General features: G+C 48.6%; 10 protein-coding genes. 4 read left to right on the forward strand and 6 right to left on the reverse strand.

The annotated features are described in order from the left end of the window. Positions 1–75 precede the first annotated feature (75 nt). The 4 genes from HVE01_RS15470 (at position 76) to HVE01_RS15485 (ending at position 2672) form a co-directional block, all read left to right on the forward strand. Complete coding sequence (locus tag HVE01_RS15470) at positions 76–852, forward strand: hypothetical protein (RefSeq protein WP_146945005.1); 777 nt, start codon at positions 76–78, stop codon at positions 850–852. A gap of 413 nt (positions 853–1265) precedes the next feature. Next, a complete protein-coding gene (locus tag HVE01_RS15475) occupies positions 1266–1865 on the forward strand; it encodes a RuvC family protein (RefSeq protein WP_186808858.1) in 600 nt (199 codons plus the stop codon). Beyond that, complete coding sequence (locus HVE01_RS15480) at positions 1856–2458, forward strand: hypothetical protein (protein WP_146945006.1); 603 nt, start codon at positions 1856–1858, stop codon at positions 2456–2458. The genes HVE01_RS15475 and HVE01_RS15480 overlap by 10 nt, the downstream gene beginning before the upstream one ends. Positions 2459–2468: 10 nt before the next feature. Continuing rightward, complete coding sequence (locus HVE01_RS15485; RefSeq protein ID WP_146945007.1) at positions 2469–2672, forward strand: hypothetical protein; 204 nt, start codon at positions 2469–2471, stop codon at positions 2670–2672. Between the two features lie 35 nt (positions 2673–2707). On the opposite strand, the gene HVE01_RS15490 is transcribed toward HVE01_RS15485, so the two are convergent. The 6 genes from HVE01_RS15490 to HVE01_RS15515 all read right to left on the reverse strand — a co-directional run bounded on the left by HVE01_RS15490 (position 2708) and on the right by HVE01_RS15515 (position 20289). Continuing rightward, complete coding sequence (locus HVE01_RS15490; RefSeq protein WP_146945008.1) at positions 2708–13069, reverse strand: hypothetical protein; 10362 nt, start codon at positions 13067–13069, stop codon at positions 2708–2710. A gap of 66 nt (positions 13070–13135) precedes the next feature. After that, positions 13136–14458 (reverse strand): hypothetical protein, encoded by a 1323-nt coding sequence (locus HVE01_RS15495; RefSeq protein WP_146945009.1) that lies wholly within the window; start codon positions 14456–14458, stop codon positions 13136–13138. Continuing rightward, a complete protein-coding gene (locus HVE01_RS15500; RefSeq protein ID WP_146945010.1) occupies positions 14458–14835 on the reverse strand; it encodes a hypothetical protein in 378 nt (125 codons plus the stop codon). Before HVE01_RS15500 ends, HVE01_RS15495 begins: the two co-directional genes overlap by 1 nt. Next, positions 14832–17063, reverse strand: coding sequence for a hypothetical protein (locus HVE01_RS15505; RefSeq protein ID WP_146945011.1), 2232 nt, complete (start codon positions 17061–17063; stop codon positions 14832–14834). The genes HVE01_RS15500 and HVE01_RS15505 overlap by 4 nt, the downstream gene beginning before the upstream one ends. A 55-nt stretch (positions 17064–17118) precedes the next feature. Next, positions 17119–19713, reverse strand: coding sequence for a coiled-coil domain-containing protein (locus HVE01_RS15510; protein WP_146945012.1), 2595 nt, complete (start codon positions 19711–19713; stop codon positions 17119–17121). Between the two features lie 21 nt (positions 19714–19734). Continuing rightward, entirely contained in the window at positions 19735–20289 is a 555-nt protein-coding gene (locus HVE01_RS15515; RefSeq protein WP_146945013.1) for a hypothetical protein, read from the reverse strand. Between the last annotated feature and the right edge of the window lie 49 nt (positions 20290–20338).

A 20338-nucleotide genomic window follows, 5' to 3' on the forward strand; every position in this document is an offset into this window, starting at 1 on the left:
TATTTCAATCTTGCACTACACCGATGCCAACCCCTTACCCAATGGCATTGATGACTACCCTTAAAGGAATACACCATGTCTCTATTAGCTGGCTTAACTACTAACGATTCCACTATCCAAGCTGAAACCGATTCCGTTGGTGGCGGCGGTGTTGTGGATTCAGGTATTTACCACTCCAACATCACCATGGCTTTCTTGACCAAATCCAAAGGCGGTGCGTTGGCTCTTAACATCCACTACAAAACAGCCGAAGGTCGTGAAGGCCGCGAGCAGCTGTGGATCACCTCTGGCGATGCCAAGGGTAACAAGAACTTCTACGAAGATGCCCAAGGTAACAAGAAGTTCCTGCCTGGCTTCAACATCGCCAACAGCCTGTGCCTGTTGACCGTTGGTAAGCAAATCAGCGAAATGGTACCGGAACAGAAAGTCGTTAACGTGTACTCGCCCGAAGCAGGTAAAGAAGTACCGACACAGGTAGATGTACTGGTTGAACTCATTAACCAAGAAACCTACCTGGCTATCCAGAAACAGACCGTGGATAAGAACGTCAAAGCTGACAACGGTACTTATGTGCCAACGGGTGAGACCCGCGAGATTAACGTCATCGACAAAGTGTTCCGTCTACGCGACAAAATGACCTTTGCTGAAATCTCTGCCCAAGCAACCGAGCCGCACTTCTTTACCACCTGGGAAAGTAAGTTCGCTGGTCAGGTTATTGACCGCACTAATAAGAAAGCTGGTGCTACCGCAGGTGCCCCACAACGTGCTGCCTTGATTGGTGGTGGCCAACCGGCTGCTAACCAACCTAACGGCGGTGCAGCGGCAGCAGCGCCTAAGTCACTGTTCGGTTAATGGCTATTTTGTCCGAGGGTGCCCTTATGGGGTGCCCTCACATTCAACAACTCCTGTTGCACCATGCTTGGCAGGAGGCCGCCGAACATCAGGCCCATGCCGTTGCACTGTGGCAGGCCTACGTGGGCTAATTATGACTGTCCTCAAGATTGGCGACACCGTAACGTGGAAAAGCCAAGCCAAAGGGAATATGACCCGTAAGACGGGGCGTGTCGTCTTTATACCTAAAGGGGATATGTCGTCTCCTACGAAAGCTCCTTGGCTTATTGCTAAAAACCAGTTTCCAGGCCATCGAATAATGTTCGACGGGAACCGGTTTCGTGAAGGGAGCGTACTTGTCGAAGTGGCCGCAGTAGGTCGAGCAAAACCCCGTCTTTACCTTCCATGGCCAGGGGTAGTTAAGAAGGTTACTGATGAAGCTACTTAACGTTGTAGGCTTTGATCCCTCCATGAATAACTGGGGTATGGCCTTCGGTAAATACTGCCTTACCGCTAATCAACTTACGCTAAACCACCTCGACATTGTGCAGCCAGTAAAGCCTACCGGTAAAACGGTACGCACCAGCAGCAAAGATCTGATTGGCGCTGAACAACTAAGTGCTGGTGTCCTTGCTGCAATTAACCAAGCAGACGCTATCTTTGTTGAAGTCCCTGTAGGAAGCCAAAGTGCCTCCGCCATGAAAGGTTATGGCATCTGTATTGGCATTCTCGCCATGTTACGTGCCAGTGGTACGCCCTTCTTTGAAGTGACCCCCAATGACGTAAAGCTTGCTGGACCCGGAAAGAAAAACGCCAGTAAGCGCGAAATGATCGAATGGGCGTACTACCGGTACCCAATCACTGCGTGGCCTTTTCAAACCAAGAAAGGCAAACAAATCATTATTGAATCAAAAGCCGAACACATGGCAGACGCGGTCGCCGCCATCCATGCAGGCGTATGCTTGCCCGAATTTAAACGCTTTTCCGCATTGCTCTCGGCTGCCTCACAACCAGGAACCCTCCTATGCAAATAGCACTGAACCAGGCTGAAATTGAAGCCGGTATTAAGATGTACATCGAATCACGCGGCATTAGCCTGAGTGACCGCAAAATCGTGATGGACTTTACTGCAGTACGTAAAGGCAACGCCGGTATTAATGTGGACGTAGATCTAGGTGAAGATGCCCATTTCCACCCCACTGAAAAGCACTCAAATGTCGCCGTTATACGCACGCAGTCCGGTGGTGTAAGTGCTCGTCGTAGCCAAGCGGCTGACGTACTAGATATCAAAGGCTCTCAGGTATCGAAGCCAGAACCAGAACCAGAACCGCCTATTGATGACGAACCTTTAAACGAACAGCTTCCGCCAGAAGAAACACCTGCACCTAAAAAACGTACCCGCCGTACGAAAGCAGAAATGGCTGAAAGCCTTGAAAAAGAAAGCAGTGAAGAACCGGTAGCAGAAGAAGCTGCTAATGACGCGCAGGCAGAAGAACCTACCAAGGTAGAATCATCGTCTAACTTGTTTGCTTCCCCAACTCCGTCAGCTGAAAAGCCAGTGGCTGAACCTGTCTCTCCTGGTATTCCCGACGCACAACCTGAGCCGCGCCAAAGCCTCTTTGGCTAATAGGTGACGCATGAAGAACATCCTATTAGGGATCTTCTTCTTGGTGGTGACGGTGGGTATTTTGGTGGCGGGGTATTACGTAGGTATTGCCTTTGCTGTCCTAACGCTGGCGCTAACAAGCATCGTCATTGCGATTGCTTTTGTTACCTTCCTCGCGTATCTGGTATGGGATCTCTTTCAAACCAAGAAACCTAAACAGCCCACCAAGAAGTAAAAGAAGCCCCAAGTTGGGGCTTCTTATTTATTGCATTACTGCATTATTGTAGTAGCTGCTCTTACCGTTGCTAACTGATCCACTACGTCAGGATAACGTAGCGCCCCATCGCTAAAGGGATTTCCTAAGCGTTCCGTCATTTGTGAGTCCATGATCGACGGCAGTAAATCAAAGTAGCCGTTAAACGCTACCATGGCTAATGCCCGTGCCGGCTGATCACGGTACAGCGACAGAATCACCCGCTGAATGCGTAGGTAATACTTAGAGAAGAATACGAAGCCCATATCGTTCATGTACTGCAAATTACGATGCGTGGGCACGTCATAGTTAACAAAAGCATCCATTACGTATTGAATTGCTTCCTCGTGGCTTAACGGATCTTTAATGCGGTTACGGACGTGCTGGTACAGCGTGTAACGTGCCACATAGTCACTCAGCTGAGTACTTTGGCTCAAGACCTTATAGGCCGTTGTATCATGCGTCATGTACACCTGTTTACCGACCTCACGCACCCCTTTAGGTACTTTGCTAATCCACTTATCAAACCTCTCTGCGGTTTTTGATTGATAGGAGTAAGGATCTTCAATGAGGTCAATGTCTTCTACAATCGTCGGCATCATGCCACTTTCAATCAGTGGGGTACTGGGATTACGTGCCAGTGCATCTTTTAACTCCGGTATACGACGCGCAATCGTTACTTCACCTGCCTGCGTGTACCCCATGGCTTGACGTTTTTCGAGTTCATCCAGTTCACGTTTATCACGGCGATACGCGATGGCCGACTCAGTGGCCACCTTATGATGATTCACTAAGGTGGTGGGGTTTACCCCATGCCATAACAGCTGTGTGGTGTTACTTGCTACGTTGCCTAGCAGCGTTGTTACGTTCTTAACGACTACAATATCCTTAACGTGTTTAACCACAGTTTGAATAATGTCTTCGTATTTACGGACTTTGATCCCTGCTGTCTCTTTAAACAGTCCCTCTAAAACAGCTACACCGACGTTTTCGATAAGGTTACGATCTTCCTTAGCTTTATCAAAGGCATCAGCTGCGCTGTATTTACGATAACCAAACACCAAATCCAGAACATCCGCCCGCACTAACATTTCCTCACGTCCCCATACGGCTTTTACAGCACTTTGGGTATGTCGCGGTAGCATCCGATAGATCTCACGTAAACGGGGATCATCGCTGGTAGGGCTAATGCTCAAGTAAGAGTCAGGCCGTACTGCAAAATCTGCCTTATACAGATCCCGCAATGCTTCCACGACTTTGCGGTTATGTTCAGGGCTGGCTACTTTATCCAGAAGCTCACCTTCTAAGCCGCCCATTACGGCATCCAGAGCGTTATTACGGCCAAGGATGTTATCGCGTGTTTCATACGTCATCATGTAGCGGTAGTTGACCACCTCACCTGCATCATTAAACACAGGCACCATGTGGCCTTTTTGACGGTTACCTGATTTTAACAGGGCCTGCTTTTTGCGGGTCATGGCTGCTGTCATGGCCACACGGCTTTGCGATAGAGTGTTAGTGCCTTCTGGTACCAAACCACCGTGTAGTGTCGTACCTTTTGCGCGTTCACCGGTCAATGACATGGAACCACTCAAGTAACGTTTCAGCCCGCCGTCATCAATGACATACAGGCGCATAGGATCGCTACTATCCGCAGGGTCTTGCATCATTTCAGGGCTGGCGCTATAGCCGCGTTGCTTCATGGCCTCATAACTACTGGAAGGGGCAGCCACAGCGGTTTTATACGGATCAGTAATCTCCTTGGTATAACCTTTTGCCATCAATACCGGACTGCCTTGGAACAACTTCTCTAAGGACTGCTCTTTCTGGTACTGCGCCATCCGCAAGGTAAATTCAATCCCGCTTTCGTTTCCACGCACCTTCTCTTTTGCTACGACTGCCTGGATATCTGATGTATCGGTGTAGCTTAGGGCGTTTAACGTCGCTAGCTGATCAATCAATGACACCACTTCCTTACTTACTTCAACCTGCTTGGCTTCGGCAAAGCCATAGAGGTGAGCAATGTTATGGGCATTCAATTGCAGCATCGGGTTGTAGTTCTCCCCCGTGGCCATAAACTTGCCTAAGTCATCTGCTTGTTGGGTATATAGCTTACCCATAGGCAATGCAGCCACCGCGTTTTCCAGTTTGGCGCGTTCCTGGGTAAGCCGTGTCTTGTCGATTAGTAAATCGTGAATATCGTCTGTGCTGTACGTCTCTAACAAGGCAGACAAGTCAGTACGGAGTAAAGCAGCGGTTAGCCCCTCTTTCTCTTGTTTGGTTAACTTGGCACCCTTATGAGCATAACTCCCTATTACCTGGGCACCGGCCTGAGTAGCTGCTTCAATGCGAGTACGTTCGATGTTTTTGGTCATGCGGTTAAGCATGTACAGGGTTTTGGTCTTATCGTCGGCGCCGGTCATTTCACTAATGATCGCAGCCACCATACCTTGTCGCTTTTTAAAGTGACGATCCCGAAGGATCTGCGCCTGCTCAATGACTTCGCCTACACGGTCTTTCGCTACCGTGCTGAGTGTCTTACCTGCTGCTTTCACATAACCATTTTTACTCTCACGGAAGAATCGGCTATCGCCCACTTTGGCTAACCCATCACGCCCTTTATCCGCGCCCTTACGTGAACCCACTTCAATGAACTCAAATGGATTAGATCGTTGATTGGCTAACCGTACACGTCGTTTGGCTTCGATATGCACCAAGCTTTCGGCCAGTGTTTGAATCTTCTGGTTTGCGGGTTGGCCGTTATACGTACCGGTAATTTTTTCGTTAATGAACGCTAATAGGCGATTGAACCAGTCTTGAATACGTGTCGCCAACGAAGCGTTCTCAGCCGTTTCCGCCTCTTTAGGGGTAATCCCCTGCATGGCATTGTTAAGCGGCTCATGCGCTAAGGCCAGGGCAGCAAACCGGCTTAAATGAGCAGAACGGCCATCGTCTGCATTCTCCATCGTAAACAGGAACGCATACTGGTCTGCTGTTAATGTAGGATTACCTTTTAAGGCCACCCGTGCTTGCTGGTATACCTTGGCCAACTCTTTGTAAGCCGTCTTTGAGCTATCCAAAGAGGCTGCAACAGAGGCTTCTACCTGTTCCAGTACAAAGCTCTCCTGGGCGGATAACGCAAAACCTGCTGCCAGTGTGTTAGAAGCAAACGGAGATCTGTTCTCTTGCAACGCTTTTAAGTACACCTGATCGGGTGTTAGGGCTTGGCTTTTCAGTGCTTGCGTCTTAAAAGCACCAAAGGGGCCGTGTAGCTCGTTCACCATTGAACCAAGCACATCACGCAGATGATTGCGGTGTGCCTCGCTAACGTTATCTGTAGTGGCCTCCAGTGCCTCAAATACCTGATCGGTTGTCCAGCTCATTACTTCATCGACCGGATCAACGTTTTCCTGTGCCAGGTTAATCTCTGCCGCCGTGTCTGTGCCGGCTGCCATCAAACCAGCACTATTACTGATCAGGCGGGTTAGTCCACTTTCCATTACTTCCTGTTGGCGGGTACCTTTCGGGAAAACCAGTCCTACTAAACTCTTGATAAAGGCCTTCATACCATCTACCAAGCTATTAGGGGCTGTTCGTGGCGCTACCTGAACTTCTTTTAATACTGCCTGGAAACCTTCATTGGTCATCCCCCAGGCCACCAGTTCTTCAATACTTTCAATCGCTGGTTTGTACTGCTGGCTGCGTAAATCATCTTTTGCAAGATGCTCTACTACAGCTGTACGTAAGTCTTCCAGGTCGGTCATGATCTGAGTGACTTCCGGTGTGCTCTTGCCATTGCGTGCCTGGGAAAGGGTATTAGCTGTGGCTGCGTGTACTAATTCATGCAGCATTAATTCAGGATCAATACGAGAAGCAGCAAAGTCAGGACTACGTACGAAAATAGTCTGCTTGCCGTCTTTGTCTTGATAGAACCAACCAGCTGCGCGCTCTTTGGTACCTTCGGGTACTGGCATATCTGGCGTTACAAAGCTTACCGCTACATTTCCCACTTGTTGACGTAACTGCGCCAGCAAGGTCTTCTGGAAGCCGGTGGTATCTCCTTCTAGCGCTGTAGCCAGGAATGCCATCACTTCTTTGGCTGTGGTCGTTTTACGTCGTGCCAGGAAGTCGGTCAGTCCTGCATGGGCGGCTTGTTTCGGTGTTCCCTGCGTTCCCCAGGACTGTGTATCAAGTGTCTGACTAACTGGTGCAGTAATAGTCACTGGCTGCTTCATTAGAGTAGCCAGCGCTTTAGCAGCATCTAACTGGTCTGTCGGGGCATCCAATTTACGTGCGGCCAAGGCATCATCAATAGCAGCATAATCTGCCTCAGCTAGCAGGTAGTTGCCGCCGTCCATACTATACTGGTCTACCGAGATCCACTGGCGCATGGCTTCTAGCTTAGTAATGTCGGCTTGTTGGGCGGTTTGCTTCATCTTAAGCAGTTGGTACCCGACAGCATCCAAACCAAGTGCCTGAGCGTAGGCTACATCCCCTTTATTCAGACCTTTACTGGCTTCTTTTAAAAGTGCCTTGTATTCACGTCGAAGGTCTTTATTGTTCGGGTCTTTCTGGGCTTCTACCAAGAACCCGTTCAGGGTACGCTCCAGGCTTTCTGCCATTTCTGTTGGAATGGAGTAATCCAGCAGTACTTTAAAGGTATTTTCATTCAAACGACGTGCCTGGGCTTGCGTCATATCCGCTGCCACAATATTGGCGTCATGAACGTTCAATGCAGGGTGGTCTTGGTAAGAGAGTAAGGAAATAGCTGAATCCACACCATGAACCAGTAGCACTAAGGTACCGACACCCCGATCCGTTTGTGACACAGCATTACCTGATACTTTCGTGGTGGCAGTTCGCTTACCATCACTGTTCGCAAAACCACCTTCCCCAAAGTGGACTTCTGACCGATAGAAATCAGCTTCGGATAGTCCCTGATCCATTTCAATAAGAGAGAAGCCGCTACGGATATCCCCTGACAGTTTAGACAGGGCGGTGTGTACCATCGGCTCGACATTCTTAAGGCTGTCATCCAGTCGCTTAGATTGTTCACCGGTTAAGTCATGTTTAGGTTTACCTTTTCCGTCTTTTGGAACCTGGGTAAGTACTAACTGGGCGTGACGTACTTTACGGAGTGCGTTATACAACCCAAAGCCCAAACGTCCTGCTGTATTGATCTGGTTACGGGTAGTCAGGAACGTCTCATAATGATGGTTAATTCCCGCTTCAATAGCCGGCCCCAGTAAATCAACATAACTATCTTGGAGACGCTTACCTACAGAGGCAGGCAGCTTTTGAGTTAACTGTTTTCCACTGATGCGGGTACCGGTTAAGGTTGCTACTGCATCTGACAGCGCTGCTAGCTCGTGACTGGGGTCAGTACCCTTCTCACGATGGGTATTAATGATCTTTTCAACCTTTTTGAGTAACCCGTCCGCAAACTCTGCACCCATACTGGCAATGGTATTTTTAACGCTGGAACCGAAGTTCACCTGCGTTACCGGCGTCTTGGTAGCATTACGGCCTGCTTTGGTAACTTCTCCTTGTTCGGTCAAAGGATCAGTAATCTTAAACAGGGCGTTATACTTCTCGCGGTTTTCCTGGTACTGGCCGCGTGCAGTGTCTGCCACGACTTTAGCGACTGATTGGTAAAGGTCAGTATTTCCTTTTTCGCTGGCCCATTGATTTACTTGGGTAGGTCCATCTTCACGACTAAAGAAGCCACCTTTTTCAACCATGGATTGCAGTTCTGCAACGCTATTGGCAGCACCAGTGAGGATCTGAGTCAGCATCGGGCCGTTGGTCTTCCCGTCGATCTCCCTGGTGAGGTTATGCGTGAACGTGCTGGCGCCGGATTCCAGTGCTTCTATGTACTGCGCATGCGCCATTAGGCCATCTAAAGTGTGGTACTTCTCTCCACCCTCATTAACTGCATCTACCAATAGCTCAATATCACGATCTTCTAGGGGTAGGTCGTTTAAGACCTTACGTAAGGAAGTAATCCCCTGTTGTACGGTGACGTTAGAGAGTTCGGCGTCCAGTTTAGCCAACGCTGCTTCACGACTTAGCGCATCTGTCTTGATGCCTAATGCATCTGCCACACCCAAGCGGAACTGGATAAAGCGCTCGTCGGTCGGATCAATGGCCACGTCTTTCTGTTCCCAGCCATCCATCTGAACCAAGTGACGATGAATCTTACTGGCCTGGAGGTTAATAGAGCGTGACGCCATCCCCACACGCTGCTGTAACCACACCGCGTGTTTCAGATAGAACGGCTGGTTACGGCTTTCCGGTTTTCCTTCGGTTGTCGCCAGGAAGTCAAAGTAGGCGTCCAGTTCCCGCTCAATCCCCTTATTCTTGGCTTCTACGGATGTTGCATTCATTGGGTGAACGAAGGTAGTGCCTGTATCCACAAAGCCGGCCATAGCAGCTAACGCGGCTCTTGGTAGGGCATCCATCAGTTTGCCCATGTCACCTGTCCGTACCCGATAGGCTTTCTTACCGTGCTTATCCAGTGCTTCTTTCTGTACGTTAGGTACATTCATACGGCTCTTTTGGGCTTTCTCCTGTTTAAATGACTCTGGCTCGAAGCTAGGGGCAAGGCCTTCGGATTCAATGCCAAACAAGCGGTTAACCACATTCTCGCTTTGACGAGTATTTTCAATGATAGCTTCGGTTATTGGGCTAACCGGCTCACGTCCTGTACTGCCTGCCATACGCGCAAATATATGAACGGCCTTTGTATCATTGGATTCACGGAAAGCCCCCATCTCTTGGGCGCTCATAACGTGTTCAGTAATGATTCCTTCTTGCTTGAGGACGTTATAGACGTGTGCTCCTAAACCAGATTCCAAACGACTGATTTGGTCAGCGGGTGCAGTGTTACTGGCTTTAATGCCAAGCGCTTGTACCGCCCGCTTACCTAATGAGTTGATTAACTGGTTACGTCGCGTCCCTACAGTAGCAAATGCTTCTAGCTCATTAGGGCTAACAGGGGTACTACGTGGCCTTCCTAAAATGCTGTTAATAGCTTCTTCATTATTGAATTGTACGCCGGTGCCTGTTTCCGCTACCCAGGTGTATGTCGCCGCTGAAATCGCAGATGTAAAGTTTTCATCATAGGTGCCGTCGTCATTGGCAAAGCCCTGTACGGGATCTTTATAGATGAAGGCTTCATTACCTTTTTTCGGTAGCGATGCCTGGATGACAGGTGCCCACCTTTTAGCACTACTCAGAAGCCCCTTTAAGGCAGTGCTTTGTTGGGGGGTTATATCCCCTTTAACAAATTCACGTACCTTTTTAGGGTTGCGAATTACTTCCGAAATGAAGTTCTTCTGGGCTACTAGGGGTCGCTGTGCTGCCCCCTCTGCTTTAGGTACTTCCTGTTTGAAGTATTGCGGTACTGGATTATTGCTTTGTTGCAATACTGCATTATTGGAAGATTTAAAGACACTTAGCTGTCCTGTTTCGGCTGGCTCGGTAACAGGCTCAACGGTGGTGCGGGTATCCGATGTAGGTACTGGGACTGGTTCAACTGGTGCAGTTTCTGTAGGGCTACTAAGGTCAATGTCCTGAGTAGTAGGGATTGGAGATGCTTCTGCATTCATAGCCTCCTCTGCTAGCGAAGACACATTTACTGATCCATCAGTAGCCTCATCTACGGGAGTTACGGTAGATGCTAAGGCATCAGTGGTATCTATAGGGGTACCCTCAATAACAATATCTTCGGTTTGAAGGGTATCCGTTTCTGCAGATGACACGGGTTCCTCATTAGCCGGTGCAGTTGGCGCCGTCATTGGTGAGGGGGAATTAATGGCCATCAAGGCAGATGCTTCGGTTAAAGCCGCTTGAATGGCGGTGCTATCTTGGCGAATGCTCTCAATCAGGCGATCCCCTTTAGCGTCGCCTTCAAAGGTAAGTCCCCCACTTTCACGGACATTTTCAACACCACTGGTCAGTTGCCACTGATCATCTTTGGTGCGAACCAGTTGAACAGGCTTACCTGTTTCTTTGGCTTGAATATTCGCCTGTTCGGCCAACGTAACCTTTTCAAGGCGACTCTCCCCAAACTTCTGTAGTTGGCTCACCTCTTTTTGTGCAGTGTCCAGGCTACCAAAACGAACGGCTTTGGAGATATTACTGCGGTACTCTGTTAAGCCCTTGTAGCCTTTACCGCCGACTAATACATCACTGCTTACATCATCACGAGTCTTTAAGGAATTCTCGGCTACTTTGCTGGCGCTTAATGCTCGCAGGTAATCACGCTGTACCGGCGACAGGCTTGCCTTGGCGTCGTTAACCACTGCATCAATCTGTTCCGTCGTAAATAACTCAGGCTGTTCCATGGCCAAGTTAATAACGCGCTCAGCCCCCTGCTGACCTGTTGCTTCATCTACTGGTTCACGTACCGCAGTTAGGATGCTTTCAACTTCTTCGGGGGTATACGGAATATCCTTATCCAGGTTCTCTTTTAATTTAAGTGCCGTATCGAGTTCTTCCTGGGCTTTCTCATAAGCACGCTTACGGGCACGTATCTCTTTACCCGATAGCTGCTCACTTTCGGCCAACATGCTTTTTAGTAGGTCTACATCGCCACGTAGCTGTTCTGCTTCCTCGGGAGCAGCTTCTGCTATCTTAGTTTCCAGTTCTGTTACCAGGGCTTCTTGCTGTTTCCGTTGCTCAGGATTAGCAGCATTCCAATCAACCAAGGTGTTATCACGTACTTGGGTAGCCTGTTTAATAATGTCGCTGGCTTGATCACGGTTAGCTCGCTTCTGCTCATCAGGTGTGGTGTCCAGGTTAGCATTACCAAATAACACACCCATAGCGCGGCTAGGGCTGTATGCTTCACTGGTAGGATCGGTATATGGCGTAGGATCATTAGTGGCCATCGCTTCGGTAAATGTTTTTACCTCAGCTTGTTCAGTGGCCTTACTTTGGCCAATGCCCACTTTGGCAGCCACTTCACGTACCATATCCGCAGTGGCAGCCGCTTCTTCACGTACCGCACCAGGTGCCCCTACAGTACCTCCCATACCAGCCCCAACTACCGCGGCATAGTAAAGGTCTTGGGCACTGGCAGAATCATAAGCAGCCTCTCCTTCATAGTAGGTAGCCCCTATTTCTGTAGCCCCTTGTACTGCCGCAGATCCTGCTAGTTTGCCAGGGGCAGTAGCCATTTGAGTCGCTGCGCCAGCTACGCCCTCTGTACGAGGAATAGAACGGCCTGCTGAACCAAGTACTTTCAGGGCAGCTGCATCAGCACCGCTGTTTAGTACAAAGGCTAGGAAGGCGCTCTGGGCCATTTCCTCACGGGTATCCTCATCAGGCATTGCCCCCTCATGGGCGGCTTTATAGTTTTCAATACCTTTCTGGTATGCCTCTACTGAGTAACCCACGTTGGTGGCTGTAATGCCCGCAGTGCCAGCAACCGCCATACCACCTAGTGATTCGGCCAATTCATTCGTTACTACTTCGGCAAAGCCCGCAGGATTATCCGTAATGGCATCAAAGGCGTTACCAACCAAGGCACTAAAGCCAAGTGCTCCGTCTAGCCAGCGCTCTTTTAAAGACTCATCCTTGGTGTTGTTAAACGCGCTTTGGAGTAGGGCAAGCCCCTCTTCCGAACCAGATATAACATCTTGTGCAAATGCCTGGGTATTCCGTTGATCAATCAATTCGTCATTATTAGTGATATCACGGATTGTCTCTGCAGCACCTAATAATGTATTACCTAGATCAATGCTTTCCAGGTAACTACGATCCATTTCATTCGTCTGTTCCGTAGGGCCTTCCAGTGTCTGGGCAGGAACAGGACCTTCGGTAATCTGAGCAGGCTGGTTTACTTGGGTACGTGTACGTGGCCCCGTTAGTTGATCAATCTCCTCTTGGTTGATACCCCACGACTTCATAGACGCTTCTAGGTTGGCAAGCTCTAACGCTTCGCTGCCAATCAAGGCACGTTCAGACTGACCATCCCGCTGTTTACGTAAGGCTTGAACGCGGTCGTAGTCCTCACGATGAGGTTGGAAGCGATCATACATATCGTGGATTTCAGGGGAGATACCAGACTGCTCTGCTAAACCAATCGAACCAGGTATTGCAGCAATCCCCTGGCCAATACCTTTAATCGCCGCGTTCTTAACGCCTTCAATAGCATTAAACACTTGACCGGCTGTACTGTCCGAGTCAAAGCCAAGACGACCTGCGGCGGTTTTACTATAGGCATCTAGTTCAGCTTGTTTAGTTGCAGTACGTTCTGCAAGACGTGCTTGATGGCTTGCCACGGCTTCATTAATACGTGACATGGGATTAGGTAAACTATTAGCTAGCTCGGCTTGTCGAGCAAAGAAGATATCAGCAGGAGATTGGGACATAACCATCCTTTAATAAAGGCGTAAAAGTTAGTCCCAATTCTATCCCTGTAGTGATTTATTGCTGGTTTAATTACGACGATTTATATTCTGCTGATAGTTTTCTTTAAACGTTCTTTCTTCTTCCCGAAAGGCGTTATAACTATCAAGGTCGTCTAAGTAGTTACCTTGTTCAATTTCGTCTTTAAGTAACTCACGAATATTGTTACTACGGAAACCGAAACTAGGTGCAAGGTTACGAATAGCACTTTGTACCATGGATTCACTTACCGGTACTGTTACTCGTGAACCATCAGGACGTTGGTACTCCAGTCCGTTATTAATAAGATTGGTAATATCTTGAGCTGTATTACGATCCCCTGCCATTACTCGACCAGCCTGACCTAAGTACTGGTCATTACGTGCCCACTCCTGGATGCGGTTTGCTACTACATCTCCTGGTTCCTGGTTTTGGCTAGCTGCATAAAATGTGTTCCTAGCCATACCAAAGCCATTGGATAATTCCGCTAAACCACGTTCATACAGCAATTGGTCAGCGGCACCTGGGCTTTCATAGATAGTACGGCTGCTATCCAACTGGGCTAATCGCTCCTGTATTTCGGGTACAGTCGCACCTGCCTGTTCTAACGCAGCGCTCAAGCCACGCTGTGCCACTGCCACAGGTACGTCTGGGTTGGCATTACTTCCCTTATAGAATTCTGCTGTTAGCGCGTCTAGTTGACGTTCCCGCTCCAACTCCCCAATACGGGCTTCTACTTCTCGGCGCTGTAGGTTAAGACGGGCACCATCATTAGCTACCCGCTGGCCTTCAAAGCCTACCCGACGGGTATCATTAGCTAGACGTGCATCGTCCCGCTTGTCTGCTGCAAAGTCACGACGTAAGCCTGTAACCGCACCTAGATGCTCTGCTTGATCAATCTGTAGCTGAGCCGCCAATGCCTGGGCACCTTGGATATCTCCCGCATGGGCACGCTGATATAACTCAGCTTCTAGTCCACGTTGATCAACACGGGTGTTGTGATCTTCATATCCCTGGTTTGCAATGGCACGTTCTTGAAGTATGCCCCCTCGGCTATCCAAGGAAGTACGTACAGCATCCCTATCTACCTGGGCACCCATTCCTGCCATCATTTGCTGGAACTGACCGGTTGCCTGTGCCTCGGCTAACTGCTCAGGAGTGGCCTGGGAATATAAGGCATCCAATACCTTACTGGTGTTATTGATTTTACCCTGATCCCAGTTAGCATCCTGCGTGGCTTTAACGCCTTGGAGTACCTTATCTAGTGCCCCAATGCCTTTATCAAAACTGGATTGAGCGCCCTGCATAAGCGCAGCGGTTCCCCCACTGGAAACCGTACTGCCTATGTTACGCCATGTAATTGGGGTAGCCATTAGCGCACCTTATTTCGATCCATGTATGAGCCAACAGATTCATACGCGGTAGGGTTAGAGGCCACACGGGCACGTTGACGGTCTTCCAAGTCTGTATTTACCATCTGACGTTGGGCACCGTAGTTCAAATCAAACTGACGTTTCGACTCGGATAGCTGCTTCTTGGCCATACCATATTGCTTCATACCTAAGTAGGCACTACCTAGACCAGACGCAGCACCTAATGCCATACCTCCCCAACCATTTGACTTAATTCCGCTGCTATCCGTATAACCAGTAAGGCTCTGTAACAGGGTGGGTTGAAATTCTTGGTTTCCGTTCCAGTTAGGTACAAATCTATTTAACTGGGCCATCGGGTTATTGAAATTAGGGATCATATAAATCCTCCTAGTGTTTCATGTGGTTCAGGTAAACGTAGAGAGTACTCAACGTATTTATCTACCATGTCAATAGTGGTACTCGCTATATTACCTGACTGCAGAGTTCGTTTATAAAAGTTATCAGGGCTTTCCCCTGGAACAATTAAAGGCTCTTGTTTTATAAAGTTGTAAGGGTCAATAATTCGATTTACGTCAAGCAAGCTTCGTGCATCTGACAGGTCTTTAAGAGAAGCCTCCGCTTCCGATTGAAAAGCAACATACTCTTGTTGCAAGTCCATCATTAGACCACTCATATAATTTTCGATGGCGTGGGACATACCAGATGACAAAGCCATTAATTCGCTTGCCCAAGGTGCGCCTTTTAATGAGCCTTGTTGTATGCCCTTAAACCCTGAATAGACCGCAGCCACTAGTGCCGCATAGAAGGCAATGTCTACTCCAACTTCATCCACAAAGAGTTTGATGCCTTCCTGTAGTACGAACTGGGTGGCCACCTCTGTAACTACTACCAGTAATGCCGCTGTAAGGCCTCCCAATGCATACGCAGCTACGATGGCTTCCCATGTGGTTCCCATGGAATAAACCGATATCACTATTGCTGCCAGTACTAATAGGCCTTTAAAAAAGGAGCTTTCATACCACTTTACTTTTTGAGTAATACGGCTGTTAAACACCAGGTGGAGTGAACGGCTATATAGGATCTCTTTTTCAATGGCGCTAAACGTATCTGCAATGCCTTTATCTATGGGAATCAGGAATCTCTCGTCACCAAGATCTTCTTCTACCTTGTGACCTTCCCAAATCTCATAGCTGATTTGCGGGTGATCTACCTCGATTTCCTCATAGTGGCTATCCGTGGTTTGGTGACGAAAAACCATTTTTTTGAAGACCACGGGACGTTGTTTTGTTTCGTATTCCCATTCACCTTCCCCGTAATAAACTCTGGATTGGTAATCCTCTGTTTCAACGTAAGCAGTCCCTTCTGCGGTGGTTTTCCCTTTATCTGCTATTACCCCGCCACGGGTACGGTATGCAACACTCTTGGCTTTAATGATTACCTCAAAGTCCCGATCCTTGACTGAGAATGCAAAAGCGTCCCTGCTCCCTAGTGGATCAAGGAAGTAGGCTTTGCGGAAGAATCGAAATAAGTAACGATTTTCTAAGTCCTCCTCCGTCACGATAGGTACGCCCATCCACATGACAGCCTGCTCAACATCATCTATATCAGGGTTTTCGTGGATCTGTTCTCCTAACACCCCGTAATCCATTCCTAGCATGCTCAGGAGTTTTTCAGACTGCCGGTACAGTTCAGTATCCCGCTTATCTTCACTTGTCATGTTCTCTTTATGGCTGCGGAAGAAGACAAATGGAAAGAAGTCCCCTGTACCTGAATAATCTGGATCGTAAATTTGTTCGATAGCAGGATAGAGATTACTGCTTAATGCATAGGTCCAGTACTTGTACTCACCGGATATCTTGTAATGTACCTGGAAGTATCCGCTTTCAAGAACAGAGGCAGTCAGTGGGATTGTTAAGGTACTCTCGTGCAATACCCTATCGTCATCTCGCCATTCCACAACGACTTTTACAGCATCAGAATTTGCCTCATCGTCTACCTCGTAGGGGGTCTGCTTGACCCACTTACCCAACGTACTGTTAAAGGGAGTAGATGGGTTATATCCGCTCTTACCTGGCGTACCTCGTAGCTCCCCTAGCGTGCCATTAGCGTACTGTAAAGTGGCGCTTGTGTAGCTCATGTAAATGTCTTTCACATAGACAGGAAACCCTTTCTGGTCACTGAGCTTCTTGACTTCATTATCTTCTTGAGAGTAACGCCACTTCTCGGTTAATTCTTTGCGTGCGAAATGGACTCCGTTTACTTCACCGAAGTAGTAGTAGAGGATTTCAATAGGTTGGCCATTTTCTTCTGTTGCCTCAATGATGTTTTTCACTACCCCTACGCCATCATCTTTTTTGAGTCGTGTACCTTCTGGCAAACCAAGGGGGTAGTGTGTTTGGGCGTACTCGTAGAGCCGATCAAACTTCAAGGCTGCCCCATTAATAATCCCATCCAGAATCTCATTCCGGATATCTCCACCCTGTTTCAGTACTGCACGGATCACGCTCTGTTTCACTGTCTCAGGTAGGTCCCGATCCTCCATTACCCGCATGACGGCGGTATCGACAGTTGTTTTCCGCTTACTTTTAAAAGGATTCCACCCCATTACCAAGCCCCCATAAAATAAGGGGGCCGAAGCCCCCTAGTAGTACCTACGTTGCTTAGGCATTCACCTCGGTAAGGAGAGCACCTACTGCCCGTCCTACGTGTGCATCGCTTAGCTGGTTCGCGGTATTAGCTTCCGTGCCGTTATCAGTCGTACGACGAACCGACCAACTATCTACTAACAGCTTGGCTGCTTTCTGTACCGCGTCCTTACGATAGCCTTCTGCCTGAGCCAGGTAGAGTTGCTTCTGGCGCCCAATTACACTGTCTTCCTGTACCGAAGCAGTCTGAGTTTGGGCACGTTCAGTAATGAGCTTCTGGTTTAGTACGCCCGTTTCTGCGGTCGTCTTCACTTTGTTCTCTACCAGTACGTCAAACTCGGCATCCAGTTTGCACATCTGCTTGCCCATTACTTCAAATTCACGGGTAGCGTTTTTGGTCTGCTCGATGGTTAACAGTACGTCCTGTACTAGCTTGTTGCGTTGCTCATCAACCAGTAATGCCTCTTTATCGACCTTGGTTTCTTCCTTCTTCGTTACCGCTGTCTGGGCGTCTACCAACAGGCCCTGCTTCGGAATATTAAGCGCCTCCGCTGCTAGGTTGGCCATTTGCTGACTGGTAAGAGAAGTTTGTGCTTCTACTTGGGCAATCCCTGCCACCATCTGATTCAGTTCCTGATCCAAATGACCATCGGCTGCATTGCGTTTCTGCTGAGCCAGAACTTCTTCATCCAACAAGTCCGTTTGCGTCTGGGTACGTAAAGCTTCCGCTTCTACCTGGCCTACCTGTGCAGTGATTAAGTTACCCTGGCTAATAAGGTTAGCCGCTTCCTGAACCAAGTTAGCTAACTGCTGAGTCATCAATGCAATATCCGCGTCTAACTTAAGTCCCTGTTTAGGTACGTTAAGAAGTTCCGCAGCTACCATATCGCTCTGTACAGTAGTCAGATCCGTCTGGGCTTCTACCTGTAGCTTCTCTGCCGCAAGGTTGGTTACCTGCTGAGTAGTACGGGTAGTCTCTGCTGCAATCTGTGCAGCCTGAGCATCAAGCACCGATCCCTGCTTAGTGAGGTTAGTATTCTCACTAACTAAGTTATCGGTTTGCTGCTCAACCAGAGCAGTATCCGCTTCCAGTTTTAGCCCCTGCTTAGGTATGTTTAGTGACTCTGCTGCTAGGTTAGATACCTGCTGTGAAGTCAGCTCTACCTGGGCTTCTGTCTGTGCAACACCGGCAACCAGTTGTTTAAGTTCCTGGTCGAGGTGACCATCCTGTGCATTACGCTTCTGCTGGGCAATCAACTCCTCACCAACAACCTCGGTTTGAGCCTGAGTACGTAACGTCTCAGCACCTATCTGATCTACTTGAGCGTCCAGTAACGCGCCTTGGCTAAGGAGATTTGATTCTTCCTGAATCAGGTTATTGATTCGCTGTTTTAGTAGATCGGTATCAGCATCCAGCTTCAATCCCTCTTTGGGGATGTTCAGTGCTTCGGCCATTAGGTTGGTTTTCTGTTGACCTACCAGACCTGTTTGAGCCACTACGTACGCAGTATCTTCGGTTAGCTTAGTCGCTTGTTTCTGGCTCAACAGTTCATCTGCTACAGCATTCAGGATTTGTTGACTAACCAACTCCACCTGTTTTTCTACAGCGATCACATCAGCAGCGACTTTAAGCTGATTAGCTTCCACCAACGCACGGTCAGCAGCTTGGTTTAGTAAGCGATCTGTAGCTAGGGCAGTTTCAGCAGTAATCTGTGCAGTCTGCGCTGTGACACGTAGATCTTCATTAACCAGATTAAGCGTTTGCTGTTCTGTTAGCGCAGTGTCTGCAGTTAACTTACCTGCCTGTGCCTGAGTAACGGCAATTTCTTCGGTAGCATTCAGAATCCGCTGGCTAAGAAGTTCCTCATCCTTACCTAATTTGGATGCCTGAGCATCTAGCAATGTACCCTGCTTCGGGATATTCAAAGCTTCCGCAGTCAGGTTGCTAGACTCTTGTCCAATTTTTAAAGTTTGGGCTTCGGTCTGTGCTACTTGAGCTTGTATGTGGTTGGCCTGTTCAGTCAGTACCACACCCTGTTTTACCAGGTTCTCTTTTTCGGTAACAAGGTTAAGTGCCTGTTGGGTAATGAGGGCGGTTTCCTCTGCTACCCGTAACGTATCCGCTTGTACCTTAAGGTCATTTGATTCAGTTAATTTACGCTCAACACCTTGTGTTATTAACTGATCATCTAGTAGCGCACCCTGCTTCGGTATGTTTAAGGCTTCGGCAGCAAGGTTATTTGTCTGTTGTTCAGTCAGGTCTGTCTGTGCAGCTACCTGTAACGCCTGCGCCCGAATAACATCGTTTTCGCTAACAGCATTAGTCAGTTGCTGATCCAGAAGTAATTGCTGGCGCTTCTCAGATTCAACTTGCTCCTGGATTAACGCAGCCTGTGCCGATGCACGATCCTTTTCTAAAAGGAATTGCACCGACTGGGACATGACAGATTGCATGGCACCGAGGTAGACCGTGGCATACTCCGTGCCTTTGATGCGGCCACTCCGGTACTCTTGCTCTAAGTGAGTACGGGTAGCTTTCATTAACTCGTCAAAAACACCGCTACCTTGTAGCGATGCTTCTGTGAGGTCGGTTACTGTAATGGCTGTCATTGGTCTACCTCAGTCCGTGGGTTACTGGCCGGCAGCCATGGCTTGACGTTGTGCCAGTTCTTGCAGCTCTTTCGGGCTGAGGGGATCAAGGATTTCGACAGCAAACTCACGGATCAGCTTACCTTGACGCGACTTATTACCACGCTCGTCACGGACGGTATGGAACACCTGGCATTTACGCTGTTGGATCTGGTTCAGGATCATCTGAGGAACGTGCCAACCTTCGTCCGCATTAAACGGCACATACTTCTTCAACGTACCCACAACTGCGTTGGATACCGTAAAGATCTCGCCTTCCCATTCTTTCTTGATCGGGTTCATGCAAGTCACGCGAATACGCACCAGCTTAGTAGCTTCCTGGCGGATACGACTACGGCGCTGACTGGGTGATTCCGCTGATGGTGCTAGCGCTTCGTCTTTTGCTGGTTCGTCTTGGGCAGCTACTACTTCATTGATTTTTTCACGAAGCTTCTCTACGCCAATACTGGGGTGATAGGAGATACCCATCCGATCAGCACGCGCTTTTAGAGTAGTGAGTTCGTCTTGTACAACGGTGTCGGTTACTTGGTCAGTCATGGCAGGTTCCTAATTCATTAGTTAAGTAATGCAGTAATTCAATATTGCA

Origin of the sequence: Vreelandella venusta (genome assembly GCF_007989605.1) — a bacterium.
Lineage (GTDB): Bacteria > Pseudomonadota > Gammaproteobacteria > Pseudomonadales > Halomonadaceae > Vreelandella > Vreelandella venusta.

Coding starts and splice junctions, on each gene's coding strand:
- HVE01_RS15480 (WP_146945006.1), top strand. CDS start 1,856: ATGCAAATAGCACTGAACCAGGCTGAAATTGAAGCCGGTATTAAGATG.
- HVE01_RS15470 (WP_146945005.1), top strand. CDS start 76: ATGTCTCTATTAGCTGGCTTAACTACTAACGATTCCACTATCCAAGCT.
- HVE01_RS15515 (WP_146945013.1), bottom strand. CDS start 20,289: ATGACTGACCAAGTAACCGACACCGTTGTACAAGACGAACTCACTACT.
- HVE01_RS15500 (WP_146945010.1), bottom strand. CDS start 14,835: ATGATCCCTAATTTCAATAACCCGATGGCCCAGTTAAATAGATTTGTA.
- HVE01_RS15510 (WP_146945012.1), bottom strand. CDS start 19,713: ATGACAGCCATTACAGTAACCGACCTCACAGAAGCATCGCTACAAGGT.
- HVE01_RS15505 (WP_146945011.1), bottom strand. CDS start 17,063: ATGGGGTGGAATCCTTTTAAAAGTAAGCGGAAAACAACTGTCGATACC.
- HVE01_RS15495 (WP_146945009.1), bottom strand. CDS start 14,458: ATGGCTACCCCAATTACATGGCGTAACATAGGCAGTACGGTTTCCAGT.
- HVE01_RS15475 (WP_186808858.1), top strand. CDS start 1,266: ATGAAGCTACTTAACGTTGTAGGCTTTGATCCCTCCATGAATAACTGG.
- HVE01_RS15485 (WP_146945007.1), top strand. CDS start 2,469: ATGAAGAACATCCTATTAGGGATCTTCTTCTTGGTGGTGACGGTGGGT.
- HVE01_RS15490 (WP_146945008.1), bottom strand. CDS start 13,069: ATGTCCCAATCTCCTGCTGATATCTTCTTTGCTCGACAAGCCGAGCTA.